Below are 16,398 nucleotides of genomic sequence, written 5' to 3'. Positions count from 1 at the left end.
CCTTCAGGCGGCAGGCGGGGCTTTCTGCTCCACCTGTTTAACTCTGATAAATATCCGCGCGGGTTTGCGGCACAGCCGAAATGCCGCGTTTACGCTTCGAGGCAAGTGTCTGGTTGATCTGGACTGTTCCGCGTTCAAACGCCAGCGCACAGCCCGCGAGATAAAGTATCCAGAGCCGCGCCTTCGGATAACCGACCTCGGCGACAGCCTTGTCGAAATTGGCATGAAGCCGTTCCGCCCACAGGCGGCAGGTGCGCCCATAGTGCTCACGGAGATTTTCCACGTCATGCACCTCGAAGCCATGGCCTTCAAGATTCTCGACGGTCATGCCCAGATGGTCCAGCTCGCCGCCGGGGAAGATATATTTTACCAGCGCCAGATGTTCCGCACTTTTGCGGTTGAAGCTCTTCTTGTTCTTCTTCATCCGGCGGGTGATGGCGTGATGCATATAGAGGCCGCCCGGCCGCAGCAAACGTCGCACAGACTTGAAATAGGTATCATAATTGGCAATGCCGACATGTTCGAACATGCCGATGGAAGAAATCTTGTCGAACTCCTGATCAAGCTCGGTATAAGACTTGATGTGGATGGTGATCTTGTCTTCCAGCCCGGCAGCCTTGATCCTTTGTCGGGCGAGTGCCGTTTGCGCTTCCGACAGAGAAACGCCGGTTCCGATCACGCCGTAATTCTGCACGGCATGGATCAAAAGCGCGCCCCAGCCGCAGCCGATATCGAGAAAGCGGTCGCCCGGTTTCAGGCGCAGCTTGCGGCAGATCAGGTCCAGCTTGTCATACTGCGCCTGATCCAGACTGTTTTGCCAGTCGGTGAAATAGGCGCAGGTATAGACCATGCGTTCATCAAGAAACAGCTGATAGAACTCGTTCGACACATCGTAGTGATGGGTGATCGCTTCCTTGTTGGAGCCGCTGACGAAGGGCGACTTTCCGTCGATATTCGCCTGGTCCTTCGCCTTTCCGGCAAAGAGCAGTGATGGAATGCCTTTCAGCAACTGCCATTTCGGCAGCGCCTTGATGCGCTCCTTGAGATGACCGTCGATCTTTGTTTCTGCGACATCGAAGATGGTTCCGTTTTCGATATCCACCGCGCCGGAGGTCCAGAGACTGATAAGCGTGTCGTAATTCGGCTTCAACACCACCTGACGCACGACCGAGGGGTCCTTGATCGCCAGCGTTGGCCCGTCGAAAGCGCCGATCTGGGTGCCGTCCCACAGTTTGACATTCAATTGCGGTTGAATGGTTTCAACAATGGTCCGAATGGTACGCGCCGCACCGGTCTCTGCTGCCATGCAATGTCTCCCAAGCTCGACATCGATTCGCTACGAAGAATTATCGTAATCTCTCCAATTGGAGAAAGCATCAGGAATACCGATCTGCTTTGCGGCGCGATACAAGTTACCGTGAACGCACAGCTTTTCAGCGTATGGTTTGACCGCGATGAATATCCTGCGGTCGTATTTTGGCAAGTGCCGACACCAGAACACCGGTGATGACAGCCTTGACCAGATCGCCCGGAATGAAGATGGCAAGGAGCTTGACCGCTTCAAGAAAAGGCTTTGCAAGGATCAGCGACATGCCGATAGCGCCGAACAGATAGAGCACCCCGATACAGCCCAGCACCGCGCCGAGAAAGGTGGACACGCCGAGATTGGTGATGGGTGCACGCTCGATGAAAAGGCCGGTCACATAAACCGCCGGTATCCAGCCGAGCAGAAAGCCGACCGTCGGGCCGGCAAAAACGCCGAGACCGCCGCGTCCGACCGCCAGAACCGGCAATCCGATTGCCACCAGAAGAATGACCAGCGCCACAGCGGCAACACCGCGTTTTGGCCCCAGCACAGCACCGGCCAGCATGACGCCAAGATTTTGCGCGGTAATCGGCACGCCGAAGCCGAGCGTAACGGCTGGCAGAAATCCGAGTGCGCAGATCAGCGCTGCAAACAGAGCCACGTGGGCGACATTTCTTTCCATAGGGGAGCCTTTACTTGAGAGTTCCGCCGCGAGCACGCAATGCTTCGGCAACATGATCGGCATCGTCGAGCGCCGCCAGCGACAGCGGCAGCACCAGTTGCCAGCCCGGACGCCTGCGCGACCGGGCGCGCCAGGCTTCAACAAGCTGTCTGGCCCGGACAATCAGCACCGGCGTAAAGCGTATCACCAGCGGGATGGCCGTTTCGAGAATTTTCGTCGGCAGGCCAAGGCGGCGCATAGGCGTGTTTAAGAACCGGAGCAGATGCACGAAATCTTCAAGCGGTGTCGTCATCGTCACCAGATTGGCGAGCGCAATCATCGTGGCCACGCGCACCGTGATCTCCACCCCTTCAAGCGCGGTGTAGAAAGCCAGATGCCAGAGAAAAATCACCGCAACAAAGGGTAGAACCGGCCGCATGGCCTGCAAGCCGGCGCGAAAGAATACGCGCCCCGGGAGGGCGTAGAGCGCGAGACAGACCACCAGCGCGCCAAGCTGGAACCAGACCGACGTGACCATGAAAAGCGTCGTGGTGGCGATGCAAAGCGCGGCCACCTTGGCCGCCACCGGCCATTGATGCGCGCGTGTTTTAACGGGAGAGGTGAGAGAGATCATCGCTCTTGCCCTGAAGGATCATTTCTTCAACATAACGGGTCAGAACCGTTTGCGCATCCCCGGTTTCCCGGATCTGGCCCTGATCGATCCAGAACACTTCCTCATAACCGTGCAGGTCTTCCGGGTGATGGGAAATGTGCAGAAGGCGCGCCTCGCCGCCGTTCAGATAGCGCGCCAGCTGATGCCGTGTCGGAATATCGAGACCGGCAAAAGGTTCGTCGAGAATGATCAGCGCCGGGCGCATGGCGACCACCGCCATCATGCAGACCAGATGCTTCTGCCCTTGCGACAGCGACTGGATGGCAGCATCGGCCCAATGGTCCTTGCCGAAATCGGCCAGTACCTTGGTCGCCATCGTGCGCGCATCGGCTTTGGTCGCGCCCTGCTGGCGCAGGCCGAATGCAATTTCCTCGATGACCGTTGGAAAGATGATCTGGTGTTCGGGGTTTTGAAACAGGATGCCGACGGTTGAAAGCGCGGCCTTGCGGTCTTCATAAATATCGTGGCCAGCGATACGGATCGCGCCTTCCGTTGGTTTCAGCAGCCCCGCCAGAAGCCGCGCAAGCGTGCTCTTGCCGGAGCCGTTTCTGCCGACAATGCCCATTCTGCGCGCATTGGAGTGAAGCGAAACACCGTGCAGGATTGGCCGCCCTGCTATCGCATAACCGACGCCATTGACAGCAATGAATGGTGCGGATGCGCCATTATCGGGCATGGTTCAACAAATCCTGCTTCGGGTCTTGTTCTGACATTTCTGCAAACCGTTGCAGGCTTTGACCAGAAGCCGGGCCCGATTGCAACCATGCAGACAAGCTACCGCGCTTGAAGCGTAGCGGGACTTGCATGGTCATTCGCCAAACGGACGTGTTGGTTCATCCAATTTCGCTGTTTCCCGCCGCCGGAAAATTGGTTAATGTTTAGTAAACATGCGCCGATCTTGCGGCGACCCAACGCAGTTGGCGTTGGATGGGGGAGAAAATGAAAAATGCACAGCAGTTCAATGAAAAAGGATAATGGGGCAAAAGCGGAATTGCACGCCCACACAGCATCGCGAACAAACCGACCATTGAAGCGACCGATCTGGATCGACCGGCTGACCGCTTCGGAGCTGACGCTTTTCGCCTGTTCGTGTGCCGTCGGCACGGTGCTGGTGCTAAGCCAGGTACTCCAGTTCTGAGAGCCTGTTCCTGCGGCGCTATGAAAAAGGCGGGACCAATAGATCCCGCCGCTTATTTTATCAGGCTGCCAGAGAAGCCATATCGATTACGAAGCGATAGCGCACGTCGCTTTTCAGAACGCGCTCGTAAGCCTCGTTGATATCCTGAATATTGATCATCTCGATTTCCGAGACGATGTTGTGTTCGCCGCAGAAATCCAGCATTTCCTGGGTTTCCTTGATCGAACCGATCATCGAACCGGCAAGGCTCTTGCGGCCCGGAATGAGCGAGAAGGCATGGACCGGCACCATATGTTCCGGCGCGCCGACATTCACCATGGTTCCATTGACCTTGAGCAGGCCGAGATACGCATTCCAGTCGATGGCGACGCCAACCGTACAGATGATCAGATCGAAACTGCCTGCGAGCTTCTCGAAGGTCGAAGCATCGCTGGTGGCGTAATATTCCTTTGCGCCGAGCTTGAGGCCGTCATCCTTTTTCGAAAGCGATTGGCTCAGCACCGTGACATGTGCGCCCATCGCACTGGCCAGCTTGACGCCCATGTGGCCAAGCCCGCCCATGCCGACGATGGCCACGCGCTTTCCCGGGCCCGCATTCCAGTGGCGGAGCGGCGAATAAAGCGTGATGCCGGCGCAAAGCAGCGGGGCCGAGGCATTGAGCGGCAGATTGTCCGGAATGGACAGCACATAGCCTTCCTTGACGACGATCTGGTCGGAATAGCCGCCCTGCGTGCGCGTCTTTCCTTCTGCGTCATCGCAGTTATAGGTCTGAATGAGACCCGGCAGATATTGCTCGTTATCAACGTCGCGTGCTGCGCAACCAACGCAGGAATCCACGAAGCAGCCGACGCCGACCTTGTCGCCAACCTTGAACTTGGTCACGTTGTCGCCGACAGCCGTGACGACGCCCGCAATTTCATGGCCGGGAACGATTGGATAAACGGCGTTTTTCCATTCGTTGCGAACCGTATGAATGTCGGAATGGCACACACCGCAATACTGGATCGAGATGACCACATCGTCGGCATTGGGTTCACGACGTTCAAATGTGAACGGCACCAGCGGCTGATCCGCATCGGTTGCGGCATAACCTCTTGCAATAGCCATAATAAACTCCGTTTTTCAGGGAAAATTGGGGAAGGATGAGATGATTGACTATGCCGTGAACCTGAGGAAAGAGGGTAGACCGATCCTGCAAGCTTCTTGCATAATCCTGCAAATCTGGCCCGCATGACCTACCCTGTCTCTTGGTTTCGTTTTCCGAACTGGATAAATGAAGACCATGTCGGATCGTTGACAAACCGAGGTGCCCATGAACTTACCCGTCGATGCATATAGGGAGCTGGCTTCGCTCGCCAAGCGCTTCATCGAAACCGATGGCGAGTGCAGAACCGCGATCGACGGCCTCTCCTTGAGCAGGCGTTCGACGCCGAGCGTTCCCTGCCACGGCAGCTATCGCCCGTGTCTCGCCATGGTTCTTCAAGGTTCGAAGTCGCTGCGCCTTGGGTCGGCCACGATCAATTATGCTACGGGAGAATATCTGGTCACCTCGCTTGATCTGCCGGTCACGTGGCGGGTGGTCGAAGCCAGCGCGGAGGCGCCGCATCTTTGCCTTTCACTCGCCATCGACAGTGAAAAACTGGTCGATCTGCTTGGCCGCAGTGATATTCGCAGAAGCATCTCCCAATCGGAAAACCAGTGGGGCATCAGCGTCAACGCTGCACCTGCCGGGCTGGTTGATGCGGTGATCAGGCTCTTGCGCCTTCTCGACAGCCCGGAGGATATTCCGGTCATGGCGCCGCTGATCGAACAGGAAATCCTCTATCGCCTGCTGACCGGCCCCAGCGGCGACCGCCTGATCAATATCGCCACCGTGGACAGCCAGGCCAACCGGATTGCGCGCGCCATCGGATGGTTGCGCCAGCATTTTGCGCTGCCCCTGCGCATCGAACAGCTGGCCGAATATGTGAATATGAGCCCGTCGTCTTTCCACCACCATTTCAAGTCGATCACAGCCATGACGCCGATTCAGTATCAAAAGCAGCTGCGGCTGAGCGAAGCGCGGCGGCTGATGCTGGTTGAAAGACTGGATGCAGGCACGGCAGGACATCGGGTGGGCTATCAAAGCCCTTCGCAATTCAGCCGCGAATATAGCCGCCTCTACGGCAATCCGCCGGTTCGCGATATCGAGGCGGCATAAGCACACTACAAATTTTGTTCAAACTTCTTCACCATGAGCAGGCTTTGCTTGCTGTTGCTGTCGTATTGCCTATCTATGATCTGGGCGGGATGAGAAATGCATGATGGTGACGATGATGAATACAGGTGCGCAGGGCTTCACACAGCCGGAACGAAGCTTTTCCATTCCGGCCAATGAAGTCGAACGGCTCGAAAGCGTTCGCAGCCTCGTCTCCCTGTCCAGCATCGGCCTGCCAGAACTCGACACGCTTGTCGGTCTCGTCAAGGAGGCTTTTGGCGCGAGCACGTCTGCGCTCAACATCATCGATCAGGACTGGCAACGCGTCGCGGCCAATGCCGGTCAGCATGTGGATAGCTGCCCGCGCGAGATGACCGCCTGCACATTCGTGGTGGAAAGCGGCAAGAGCTTCGTGGTCGAGGATATGGTTGAAGACCGTTTCTTCTGCACCATGCCCTATGTCACCGGCGAACCGCTCTTCCGGTTCTATGCAGGGGCGCCGGTTTCGGTGGATGCGGGCCTGACCGTTGGTTCGCTTTGCATTCTCGACAACAAGCCCCGGCAGATTTCCAAAAGCGAACTGGCCAGGCTGGAAGACTTTGCCAGCATCGCCAGCGGGCTGTTGCGCCTGCAAAAGACCAACAAGTTTCTCAATGACGATTCCATCGCCCTGAAGCGTCTGGCGCTGACTGACCGGCTGACGAAACTCTATAATCGCGGCGCGCTCTATGAGCTGTCGATCCCGATGATCGAAGATGCGCTGAAGCAGGGAAAATCCGTCGGCGCGCTGCTGATCGATCTCGACCGCTTCAAGGCCGTGAACGACACGCATGGACATATTATGGGCGATGCACTGCTGATTGAGGCCGCGCGGCGTCTGCGCTCCACTCTTGGCGCCAGCGATCTGCCGGTCCGGGTTGGCGGCGATGAATTTGCTGTCGTTCTGCCAACGTTAAGCGGCCCAGACGAGATTGAAACCGTTGCAGCAAAGATTGTCGACGCATTCCGCGAACCGTTTATCATTCACGGCATCGTTCTGGATGTTTCTGCCAGCATCGGCGCGGTGGTTGCGCCGCGTGACGGCGTCACCCCACAGGATCTGGCGCGCAATGCCGACATCGCGCTCTATCAGGCCAAGGGCAAGGGACGCAATTGCTACAGCGTCTTTGGTGCAGCAAACTGATCCGAGCCGAGCGAAACTGACAACACCGTAGCCGATCACGCCTGATCGGTTGCGGTGTTTTCGTTATGGTTTTTCTATCCGAAAAACTGGTTTCTTGGGCGCGGTAGTCCGAGATGTTCGCGCAGGGTAGAACCCTCATAATCGCTGCGGAAAATATTGCGCCGCTGCAATTCCGGCACCAGTCTTTCCACCACGTCGTCCAGCCCTTGCGGCACGAACGGAAACACCACCGTAAAGCCGTCGCAACCGGCCTCGTCCAGCCATTGCTGCATCTCGTCGGCGACACTTTCGGGCGTGCCCACAAAAGCCAGACCCGAATAGCCGCCATAGCGCTGGGCAAGCTGGCGAACCGTCAGTTTTTCTTCGCGCGCCAGCTTCAACACCTGTTCCTGGCTCGACTTGCTGGCATTGGTATCGGGCAGTTCAGGCAGATATGAATCTGGATCGAGGCCGGATACATCGTGCCCGATGGCAATCGACAGCGATGCGATGGCGCTGTCGTAATGCACCAGACTATCAAGCTTTGCGCGCTTTTCCTTTGCATCTTCAATCGTGTCACCTATCACGATGAAGGCGGCGGGCAATATTTTGAGGTGGTCCGGATTTCGCCCAGCGGCTGCAACTCGGCTCTTCAGATCAGCATAAAGTTTCTTTGCATCCGACAATCCGCGCGGCGCGCAGAAGACAACCTCGGCGGTCTCTGCGGCCAGCTGGCGTCCCGGCTCCGATTGGCCTGCCTGCACGATCACCGGCCAGCCCTGCACCGGGCGCGCAATATTGAGCGGGCCGCGCACATTGAAGTCGTCACCCTTATGCTCGAGAACATGCATACGCGATGGGTCGAAAAAGATGCCGGATTGCTGATCGCGCAAAAATGCGTCATCGGCAAAACTGTCCCACAATCCCGTCACGACATCAAAAAATTCACGCGCGCGCTTGTAGCGCTCGCCATGAACGAGATGCTCTTCCTTGCCGAAATTGAGCGCCGCATCGGGATTGGAGGTCGTGACGATGTTCCATGCCGCCCGCCCCTGACTGATATGGTCGAGCGAGGCAAAACGCCGGGCGATATGGTAAGGCTCATCGAAGGTTGTCGAGGCCGTTGCCGCCAGACCGATCCTATCCGTCACCGCCGCCAGCGCCGACAGTAAGGTGAACGGCTCAAAAGATGTCACGGTGTGGCTGCGCTTCAACGCCTCTTCCGGCATGTTCAGCACGGCCAGATGATCGGCCATGAAGAAGGCGTCGAATTTGGCGGCTTCCAGCTTCTGCGCAAAAGACTTCAGATGGCGGAAATTGAAATTGGCGTCGGGATAGGCTCCCGGATATCGCCAAGCGCCAGTGTGCAGGCTGACGGGGCGCATGAAGGCGGTGAGATGCAACTGTCGTGTCATTCGTTCATTCCCGAAGCGGTTTCGAACCTCCAATTTTAAGGGGCTTGATCCCACAACGGAAGCACGGTCCGTTGCCACGGACCGGCGCAATTGCGCAACATTTTGTTATCGGGAGGACCACTTGTAGCAACCGCAACCCTATTGCGCGCGGCGCACCGTTTCCGACGGAAGATAGCCAAAGCGCTGGCGGTAATCGGCGGAGAACAGGCCCATATGATTGAAAGCCCAGGCCATGGCGATGCGCGTAATATCACCGGGCCCGGCATATCCGCGGGCAAGTTCCGCATGCACCTTGTCCAGCCGCATGTTCTTGAACACACCGAGCGGCGTGTTGCCCCGGACACTGCGGAAGGTGCGGTGCAAGGTGCGGGCGCTGGTGCCTGTTGCATCGACAAGCTCCTGCAAGGTCAGCTGCTTGTCGAGATTGTCGAGCATGAATTTTTCGGCGCGCTGGACATAGCTCGGCACCGCGCTCATCAGCGGTCGTGCACGCGGCTGCGTATCGAGCGCCGCCGCAAGTGACGCCATCAGGCTGTCCTCCAGCCGCTCCGACAGACCGCCATGGAAGAAAGCTTCCTTGTCCTTCTCGATCTCGTTCATGACGAAATGCGCCAGATGATAGAAGGCATGGCCGACCGGCGTATCGAATGACACGACCCGCTTGTTATGGGTAAACTGCTCGATGAATTCCTTGCCGCCCAGTATATCGATCTGGGTATCGTTGAGGCTGAAGATCAGCATGCGCGTGGACGGGTGAAACTCAAGGTCGATGGCCGAATGCGCATCGACCAGCTGCGCATTCATGCCCGACTGATACAAAAGCTCGTCGCCGCGCCGGTCGCGTGAAACGAAGATGCCCTGCAACGGAACCTGCAACAAGGTCATATCATTATGCGCGTCCACCTCGATGCGGGCATGGCCGCCGACGCGGATTGCCGTCAGGCCGAAGGGCCGCATGCGCCCGTGGGCGACTTCGGTGCGGTAGGTCCGGCTGGATTTCTTCGAGATGCGGCAAGGCCGGAGCAGCCCGGACATGGTGTCCTGGAACGAATCGATGGACGGCGAAAGCCGGTGCATATAGCTCGTAGTCGGCATCACGATATTCCCCGTATCTCATTTAGAGAGCGTTTTATTTTAAGATTAAACTATCACGCTGCGCCGAGAGCGCAAGCATCGCGAAAATTTTGCCCTAAAGCGTGTTTCTGGCGGTTTGCTGTTAGGCGTGGCGTTTTGGTGATAGACAGCATTGTTCCCGCTTTTATCGTTGGACCCAGGCGCCAGAGAGCAGCCACGAAAAAGGGAACCGCGAATGAAAGCGATTATCGTCGGAGGAGGCATTGGCGGCCTCACAATGGCACTGATGCTGCATGCACGGGGCATTGACTGCCAGATTTTCGAAGCAGCGCCAGAAGTCCGCGAGTTGGGCGTTGGCATCAATGTTCTTCCGCACGCGATCCGTGAACTGGCCGAAATCGGCCTCCTGCCCGCGCTCGACGCTACGGGAATCCGCACCCGTGAGCTGATTTACGCCACACGGCAGGGCCAGGAAATCTGGCGCGAACCCCGCGGCATGGATGCAGGCTATGATGTGCCGCAGTTTTCCATCCATCGCGGCTATTTGCAGAAACTGCTTTATGACGCGGTGATCGAGCGGCTTGGACCAGAAGCCATCGTCGCCAACCAGCGCTGCGTCGGCTATGCCCAGAATGAAGGTTCGGCGACCATTCACTTTGCCGAAGGATCGAAAATCGCATCCGCAACTGCCGATGTCATCATCGGCGCGGACGGTATCCACTCCGTCATCCGGCGGCAGATGTTCCCGAACGAAGCCGGTCTCAAATGGAACGGCGTCATGATGTGGCGCGGCGCGGTGGAAAGCGATCCGTTCCTTGACGGTCGCACCATGATCGTCGCCGGCGGTTTTACCTATAAGCTGGTGCTTTATCCAATTGCCAGAGGCACCACGCCCGGCAAGATTCTCAACAACTGGGTCGTCACCTATCGTCCGGGCGCCGATGGATCGCCCGCGCCGAAACGCGAGGACTGGAGCCGTCGCGGCACGCATGAAGAGCTGATGCCCCATGTCGAAAAGTTCGGCATCAATGTCGTGGACCTCGCCGCTTTGGTGCGCGCCACCGATACATTCTTCGAATATCCGATGTGCGACCGCGACCCCGCCCGCTGGTGGACCGATGGCCGCGTGGCGCTGATCGGCGACGCCGCCCATCCGATGTATCCGGTGGGGTCGAATGGTGCCAGTCAGGCGATCATCGACGCCCGTACGCTGGCTGATCATCTGGCCTCCGCCGAACATGGCCGCGCAGCACTTGCCGCCTATCAGGCCATCCGCCTGCCTGCGACGGCGGAAATCGTCCGGCTTAACAGGCTGGGCGGCCCGGAAGGCGTCATCGATGAGGTCGAACGCCGCGCACCGTCTGGCGTTGCCGATCTGGATGGCGTCATCAGCTTTGCCGAGCGCGAGGCGATCGTTCGCGGCTATGCCGCAAAGGCTGGCTTTTCAACGCAGCAGGTCAACCGGGAAATGACCCGGGCGACCGCCTGAAAACTCACATCTGTAATTATTGTGAAAGGGAATGAGAGTGACTGATCTTCCAGCTGGCGTGACCAAATCCGGCTCCTCCGTGGACGGTGTTGTCTGGCACATCCTGGGCCAGACCTATGTACCCAAGCATGTCTGCGAAAGCTCCATGTCGTGGCACGCAACCTTTCCTCCGGGCACCTTCGTTCCGCCGCATATCCACACCACGCAGGAAGAATTCATCTATGTGCTGGAGGGACGATTCGACCTGCTTCTCGACGGCAAGGAAGCCGTTGCAGAGGCTGGCGATCTCGTCTGCCTGCCGCGCAACGTGTCGCATGGCATTTTCAACAAGACCGAACAGCCGGTGAAGTGCGTTTTCTGGGTTTCGCCCACTGCGAAGCTCTGGGATTTGTTCGTTCGCATCAACAATGTCGGTGATCCTGCCGAAATAGTTCGCGTTGCACCGGCACATGAGGTTGAATTTTTGCCTGCGCCAGCAGAATAATGCATCCGCCCGGCAGAGGTATGGGGGTACATCTGCCGGGTAATAAGCATTTCCAGCATCGGACAATGCGAAAGAATAAGAAAACAAAGCAAAAATCTGCAATCGAGGTGGAACTATGAAAATTTCGACGAAAGCGGCTTTCGCGCTGCTCGCCGCAACCATGCTAACCGGAACCGCGCAGGCCGAAGACGGCAAGATCAAGATCGGTTTGATCTATACGCTCAGCGGACCGTCCGCCCTTTTGGGCGAACAATCCCGCGACGGCTTCCTGCTTGCCATGGAGAAGCTCGGCAACAAGCTCGGCGGCCTCGATGCGGAAATCATCATTCAGGACGATGAACAGAAGCCGGATATTGGCGTCAACAAGGTCCAGCAGATGATCCAGCGCGACAAGGTGGATTTTGTGGTCGGGCCGATTTTCTCCAACGTGCTGAACGCCATCGTCAAGCCTGCGACCGATTCCGGCGCGTTCCTGATCTCGACCAATGCAGGCACATCCAATCTGGCTGGCAAGGATTGCAACGCCAATCTGTTCGTCACCTCCTATCAGAACGACCAGATGCATGAAGTTTCCGGCAAATATGCCGAAAAGCAGAACTACAAGCGCGTTTTCCTGATCGCCCCGAACTATCAGGCGGGCAAGGACGCGCTGGCCGGTTTCAAGCATTCCTACAAGAACGAAGTCGCGCAGGAAATCTATGTGCCGCTCGGCCAGCTCGACTATTCGGCAGAACTGGCGCAGATCGCCGCTGAACAGCCGGATGCGGTCTATGCTTTCCTGCCCGGCGGCATGGGCGTGAATTTCGTCAAGCAATATCGTCAGGCCGGTCTTGAAGGCACGCCGTTCCTCTCCGCATTCACCGTGGATGAAACGACCCTGCCCGCACAGCAAGACGCAGCCGTCGGTTTCTTCGCCGGTTCGAACTGGGCGCCGGATCTCGATTCAGCCGCCGCCAAGGAATTCGCCACAGCCTATGAGGCCAAGTTCAAGCGCGTTCCGGCAACCTATGCCGTGCAGGCCTATGACGCCGCCATGCTGATTGATGCGGCCGTCAAGCAGGTCAACGGCAATATCACCGACAAGGACGCGTTGCGCGCCGCCATGAAAGACGCGAAATTCACCTCGCCGCGCGGTGAATTCAGCATTGGCGACAACCACTTTCCGATCCAGAATTTCTACCTGACCAAAGTCGTCAAGCGTGACGATGGCCAGTTCGCCACGTCCTACGTTGAAACAGTTTTCAACGACTACAAGGACAATTACGCAGCTGAATGCAAGATGTAACCCGGTGGAAGAAGGGCGCTCCGATGAGCCCAGTCTTCTCAATTTCCAAGTCTGAAACAGGTCACGCCAGCCCGTCTGGCGTGGCCCGGGCTTCAGTACAACGAGTTCCGGACATCCCCCATGCTCAATCTTTTTCTACTGCAATCCCTTAACGGGATTCAGTTCGGCATTTTGCTCTTTCTCGTCGCCGCCGGGCTGACGCTGATCTTCGGCGTCATGGACCTGATCAATCTGGCGCATGGCGTGCTTTATATGGTCGGCGCTTATCTGACCGCGAGTTTCACTGCCATGACCGGCAGTTTCTTCTACGGCATTTTGATCGCGCTTCCCGTCACGCTTGTCATCGGCATCGTGCTGGAAGTGCTGGTCTTTCGACGACTATATGAACGAAGCCATCTCGATCAGGTTCTGGCGACCTTCGGGCTGATCCTGATCGTGAATGAACTGGTGAAGATCATATGGGGTGCAGCGCCGCTCAGCGTGCCGATGCCGGAATCGCTCTCCGGTTCCATCCAGCTTTTCGGAAACCTGCGCTATCCCGTCTATCGCCTGCTGATCATCGCAGCTGGGCTTCTGACGGCGGCAGGTCTCTATGTCCTCGTCAATCACACGCGCATCGGCATGCTGCTGCGCGCCGGTGCCACCAATGGCGACATGGTGTCGGCCCTTGGCATCAATATCCGCCGCCTGTTCATGGTGGTGTTCGGACTTGGCGCGATGCTTGCGGGCTTTGCCGGCGGCATGGTCTCGCCCATCCTCTCGGTTGATCCCGGCATGGGCGATTCCATCCTGATCCTGACCTTCGTCGTCATCGTGATCGGCGGCGTCGGTTCCGTGCGCGGCGCTTTTGTTGCGGCCATCGCCGTCGGCCTGGTCGATACGCTTGGCCGCACCTTCGGGCCGATGCTGCTGCGCAACCTGCTCGACCCCGCCGCAGCCTCCCAAATGGGCCGCACGCTGGTGCCGATGCTCACCTATATTCTGATGGCAGCCGTGCTCTATTTCCGCCCGACAGGTCTCTTCCCGGCACAGGGAGGAACGCGATGAGCGAGATTACCCATAACAGCACGCGCGACACCGCCATGCCGAAAAAGGCAAAGCGCCGAGCTTCGCCTTTGCTGGATGCAGGCCTGTGGCTGGTCTTTGCAGCCTTTGCAATCGTGCCGCTTCTTGCCTCCGTTCTCGGCGACAGCTTCCTCCTCGTGATCGTCACCCGCATCATGATCTTTGCGCTGGCCGCGCTTTCGCTCAACTTCATCATGGGTTACGGCGCGCTCGTTTCCTTTGGTCATGCGGCCTATATCGGGATCGGCGCTTATGCGGTCGGCATCCTGTCCAGCTATGGCATTGACGATCTGATCTTGCAGCTGGTCGCGGCCATCATTGCTGCAGCGCTCTTCGCGCTCGTCACGGGCTATATTTCACTCAGAACCAGCGGCGTTTATTTTATCATGATCACGCTGGCCTTTGGTCAGATGGCCTTCTTCTTCATGGTCTCCCTGTCGGCCTTTGGCGGCGACGACGGCATGACGCTGTCGACCCGTTCCACGCTGTTCGGCAATACGCTGCTTTCCAGCAATCTGGTGCTGTTCTATTTCGTGCTGGCGCTGCTGGTCGGTGCGTTTCTCACCTTCCGTATGCTGGTGCATTCCCGGTTCGGTCGTGTGTTGCGCGGAACGCGGGATAATCCGGTGCGCATGCGCGCCATCGGCTTCTCGCCCTTCTCGTTTCAGCTCACCGCCTATGTGATTGCCGGTGTGGCGGCGGCGATTGCCGGTGTGCTGCTCGCCAACCAGATCCAGTTCGTTTCACCTGCTTTCATGAGCTGGCAGCGCTCCGGCGAACTGATCGTCATGGTCGTGCTGGGCGGCATGGGCACGCTGATCGGCCCAGTCCTCGGCGCAACCGCCTTCATCGTGCTGGAAGAAGTGCTGGCGCATTTCTCCGAGCATTGGAAACTCGGTCTCGGCCTTTTCCTCGTCCTCGTCGTGCTTTTCAGCCGCGACGGTATTGGCGGCTTGATCCGCAAGCTGCGTGGAGGTTCCGATGTCGGATGAACTGCTTCAGGTCCATGACCTGCACAAGAGCTTCGGCGCGCTCAAGGTGACGGACGGCGTCAATCTCACCGTCAAACGCGGCGAAATTCACGCGCTGATCGGCCCGAACGGTGCTGGAAAGACCACGCTGATCCATCAGCTTTCGGGCAATCTGAAAAGTGACCGTGGCTCGGTCGTCTTTGACGGTCGCGACATTTCCGGTCTGGCCATGCCCGCGCGTGTTCACTTGGGCCTTGCGCGCTCCTTTCAGATCACCTCGGTTCTGGAAGGTTTCAGCGTGCTGGACAATGTTGCGCTGGCCGTTCAGGCGCGATCAGGCTCAAGCTTCCGCTTCTTTCGGGCGGCGAGCAAGGAGGCCGAAATCAACGAGCAAGCCATGGCGGCACTTGCCCGCGTGCGGCTGGACGACCGCGCCCATCGCCGGGCTGGAGCGCTGTCGCATGGCGAAAAGCGCCAGCTTGAGATTGCCATCGCGCTTGCCACCAAAGCGCAGATGTTGCTACTCGACGAGCCACTGGCTGGCACCAGCCACGAGGAATCCGTGGTGCTGGTCGAATTGATGCGCTCCCTGCGCCAGACCCACACGCTGGTTTTGATCGAGCATGACATGGATGCCGTTTTCTCGCTGGCCGATCAGGTGAGCGTGCTTGTCTACGGGCGCGTCATCGCATCGGGAACACCCGCCGCCGTACGCTCCGACCCGGACGTACGCGCCGCCTATCTCGGTGAAGAGGAGGCCGCCTGATGCTGAAAGTTGAAGGGCTTCAGAACGCCTATGGCCAGTCCCGCATTCTCTTTGGCATCGATTTTGAAGTCGGCGCGGGAGAGGTCGTTACCATTCTCGGCAGAAACGGCATGGGCAAGACGACAACCATCAAGTCGATCTTCGGCTTGCTGCCGCCCAAGGGCGGCAAGGTCATCGTCAATGGTCATGACGTGACCGGCAAGCCGCCCCATGCGATAGCCCGCGAGGGGCTAGGGCTGGTCCCGGAGGGACGACAGATATTCCCGACGCTCAGTGTCGAGGAAAACCTACTGGCCACCCGGCGCGCGGATGCGCGCTCATGCAAATGGTCGCTGGAGAGCATCTACCGGATGTTTCCACGCCTGAAAGAACGACGGCGCAATATGGGCAACCAGCTTTCCGGCGGCGAGCAGCAGATGCTGGCGGTCGGTCGCGCCCTGATGACCAATCCGAAAATGGTTGTGCTGGACGAAGCGACGGAAGGCCTGTCGCCGCTGATGCGCGAAGAAATCTGGTCCTGCCTGCGCAACATCAAGGATGAGGGCGAAGCGATCCTCGTCATCGACAAGAATGTCGATGCGCTGGCGCGCTTTGCCGACCGTCACGTGGTCATCGAGAAAGGCCGTGTGGTGTGGAGCGGCGACAACGCCGCCCTTTTGAACACCCCGGACATCAAGGAACGTTACTTGCACGTTTGACCATGCAATCGAAC

17 protein-coding genes are annotated in these 16,398 nt (G+C 58.1%); 10 read left to right on the top strand and 7 right to left on the bottom strand.

Going from position 1 to position 16,398, the window contains the following annotated elements; translation table 11 throughout:
• Positions 1 to 37: 37 nt before the first annotated feature.
• The 4 genes from HWD97_RS02110 to HWD97_RS02095 all read right to left on the bottom strand — a co-directional run bounded on the left by HWD97_RS02110 (position 38) and on the right by HWD97_RS02095 (position 3,316).
• Positions 38 to 1,306: a cyclopropane-fatty-acyl-phospholipid synthase family protein gene (locus HWD97_RS02110; RefSeq protein ID WP_109366858.1), complete on the bottom strand. Its 1,269-nt coding sequence runs from the start codon at positions 1,304 to 1,306 to the stop codon at positions 38 to 40.
• A gap of 127 nt (positions 1,307 to 1,433) precedes the next feature.
• On the bottom strand, positions 1,434 to 1,988 hold the full coding sequence (locus tag HWD97_RS02105; protein ID WP_109366857.1) for a biotin transporter BioY: 555 nt from the start codon (positions 1,986 to 1,988) through the stop codon (positions 1,434 to 1,436).
• A 10-nt stretch (positions 1,989 to 1,998) separates the two neighbouring features.
• Entirely contained in the window at positions 1,999 to 2,601 is a 603-nt protein-coding gene (locus HWD97_RS02100; protein WP_109366856.1) for an energy-coupling factor transporter transmembrane protein EcfT, read from the bottom strand.
• Positions 2,576 to 3,316, bottom strand: a complete 741-nt coding sequence (locus HWD97_RS02095) for an energy-coupling factor ABC transporter ATP-binding protein (protein ID WP_109366855.1) — start codon at positions 3,314 to 3,316, stop codon at positions 2,576 to 2,578. The genes HWD97_RS02100 and HWD97_RS02095 overlap by 26 nt, the downstream gene beginning before the upstream one ends.
• Positions 3,317 to 3,586: 270 nt before the next feature.
• Here HWD97_RS02095 and HWD97_RS02090 point away from each other — a divergent pair, with 270 nt between their 5' ends.
• Positions 3,587 to 3,778 carry a hypothetical protein gene (locus HWD97_RS02090; RefSeq protein ID WP_371834629.1) on the top strand — a complete coding sequence of 64 codons (192 nt, stop codon included), beginning with the start codon at positions 3,587 to 3,589 and terminating at the stop codon, positions 3,776 to 3,778.
• Positions 3,779 to 3,838: 60 nt separating this feature from the next.
• Here HWD97_RS02090 and HWD97_RS02085 read toward each other — a convergent pair whose 3' ends face one another.
• On the bottom strand, positions 3,839 to 4,885 hold the full coding sequence (locus HWD97_RS02085) for an NAD(P)-dependent alcohol dehydrogenase (RefSeq protein ID WP_109366854.1): 1,047 nt from the start codon (positions 4,883 to 4,885) through the stop codon (positions 3,839 to 3,841).
• A 205-nt stretch (positions 4,886 to 5,090) separates the two neighbouring features.
• Between HWD97_RS02085 and HWD97_RS02080 the strand changes: the two genes are divergently transcribed.
• Both HWD97_RS02080 and HWD97_RS02075 read left to right on the top strand, forming a co-directional pair.
• Positions 5,091 to 5,978 (top strand): AraC family transcriptional regulator, encoded by an 888-nt coding sequence (locus tag HWD97_RS02080; RefSeq protein WP_109366853.1) that lies wholly within the window; start codon positions 5,091 to 5,093, stop codon positions 5,976 to 5,978.
• A gap of 100 nt (positions 5,979 to 6,078) precedes the next feature.
• Entirely contained in the window at positions 6,079 to 7,158 is a 1,080-nt protein-coding gene (locus HWD97_RS02075; protein WP_371834628.1) for a diguanylate cyclase domain-containing protein, read from the top strand.
• 74 nt (positions 7,159 to 7,232) lie between these two features.
• Here the strand turns inward: HWD97_RS02075 and HWD97_RS02070 are convergent, their stop codons facing one another.
• Positions 7,233 to 8,552: an LLM class flavin-dependent oxidoreductase gene (locus HWD97_RS02070; protein ID WP_121538422.1), complete on the bottom strand. Its 1,320-nt coding sequence runs from the start codon at positions 8,550 to 8,552 to the stop codon at positions 7,233 to 7,235.
• A gap of 138 nt (positions 8,553 to 8,690) precedes the next feature.
• Positions 8,691 to 9,647, bottom strand: a complete 957-nt coding sequence (locus tag HWD97_RS02065) for an AraC family transcriptional regulator (protein ID WP_109366850.1) — start codon at positions 9,645 to 9,647, stop codon at positions 8,691 to 8,693.
• Positions 9,648 to 9,861: 214 nt separating this feature from the next.
• On the opposite strand from HWD97_RS02065, the gene HWD97_RS02060 reads away from it, so the two are divergent.
• The 7 genes from HWD97_RS02060 to HWD97_RS02030 all read left to right on the top strand — a co-directional run bounded on the left by HWD97_RS02060 (position 9,862) and on the right by HWD97_RS02030 (position 16,384).
• Positions 9,862 to 11,115, top strand: coding sequence for a flavin-dependent oxidoreductase (locus HWD97_RS02060; protein ID WP_371834627.1), 1,254 nt, complete (start codon positions 9,862 to 9,864; stop codon positions 11,113 to 11,115).
• 37 nt (positions 11,116 to 11,152) lie between these two features.
• A complete protein-coding gene (locus tag HWD97_RS02055) occupies positions 11,153 to 11,599 on the top strand; it encodes a cupin domain-containing protein (RefSeq protein ID WP_109367937.1) in 447 nt (148 codons plus the stop codon).
• Between the two features lie 115 nt (positions 11,600 to 11,714).
• On the top strand, positions 11,715 to 12,884 hold the full coding sequence (locus tag HWD97_RS02050) for an ABC transporter substrate-binding protein (RefSeq protein WP_109366848.1): 1,170 nt from the start codon (positions 11,715 to 11,717) through the stop codon (positions 12,882 to 12,884).
• A 120-nt stretch (positions 12,885 to 13,004) separates the two neighbouring features.
• Entirely contained in the window at positions 13,005 to 13,931 is a 927-nt protein-coding gene (locus HWD97_RS02045) for a branched-chain amino acid ABC transporter permease (protein ID WP_109366847.1), read from the top strand.
• A complete protein-coding gene (locus HWD97_RS02040; protein WP_371834626.1) occupies positions 13,928 to 14,941 on the top strand; it encodes a branched-chain amino acid ABC transporter permease in 1,014 nt (337 codons plus the stop codon). Before HWD97_RS02045 ends, HWD97_RS02040 begins: the two co-directional genes overlap by 4 nt.
• A complete protein-coding gene (locus HWD97_RS02035) occupies positions 14,931 to 15,686 on the top strand; it encodes an ABC transporter ATP-binding protein (protein WP_109366845.1) in 756 nt (251 codons plus the stop codon). The genes HWD97_RS02040 and HWD97_RS02035 overlap by 11 nt, the downstream gene beginning before the upstream one ends.
• On the top strand, positions 15,686 to 16,384 hold the full coding sequence (locus tag HWD97_RS02030; protein WP_109366844.1) for an ABC transporter ATP-binding protein: 699 nt from the start codon (positions 15,686 to 15,688) through the stop codon (positions 16,382 to 16,384). Before HWD97_RS02035 ends, HWD97_RS02030 begins: the two co-directional genes overlap by 1 nt.
• The last annotated feature ends 14 nt before the right edge of the window (positions 16,385 to 16,398 follow it).

It is taken from the genome of Ochrobactrum sp. C6C9 (assembly GCF_022627935.1).
Lineage (GTDB): Bacteria > Pseudomonadota > Alphaproteobacteria > Rhizobiales > Rhizobiaceae > Brucella > Brucella teleogrylli.
Note: the sequence above shows the minus strand (reverse complement) of the source record. Positions and strands in the feature narration are given on the sequence as shown.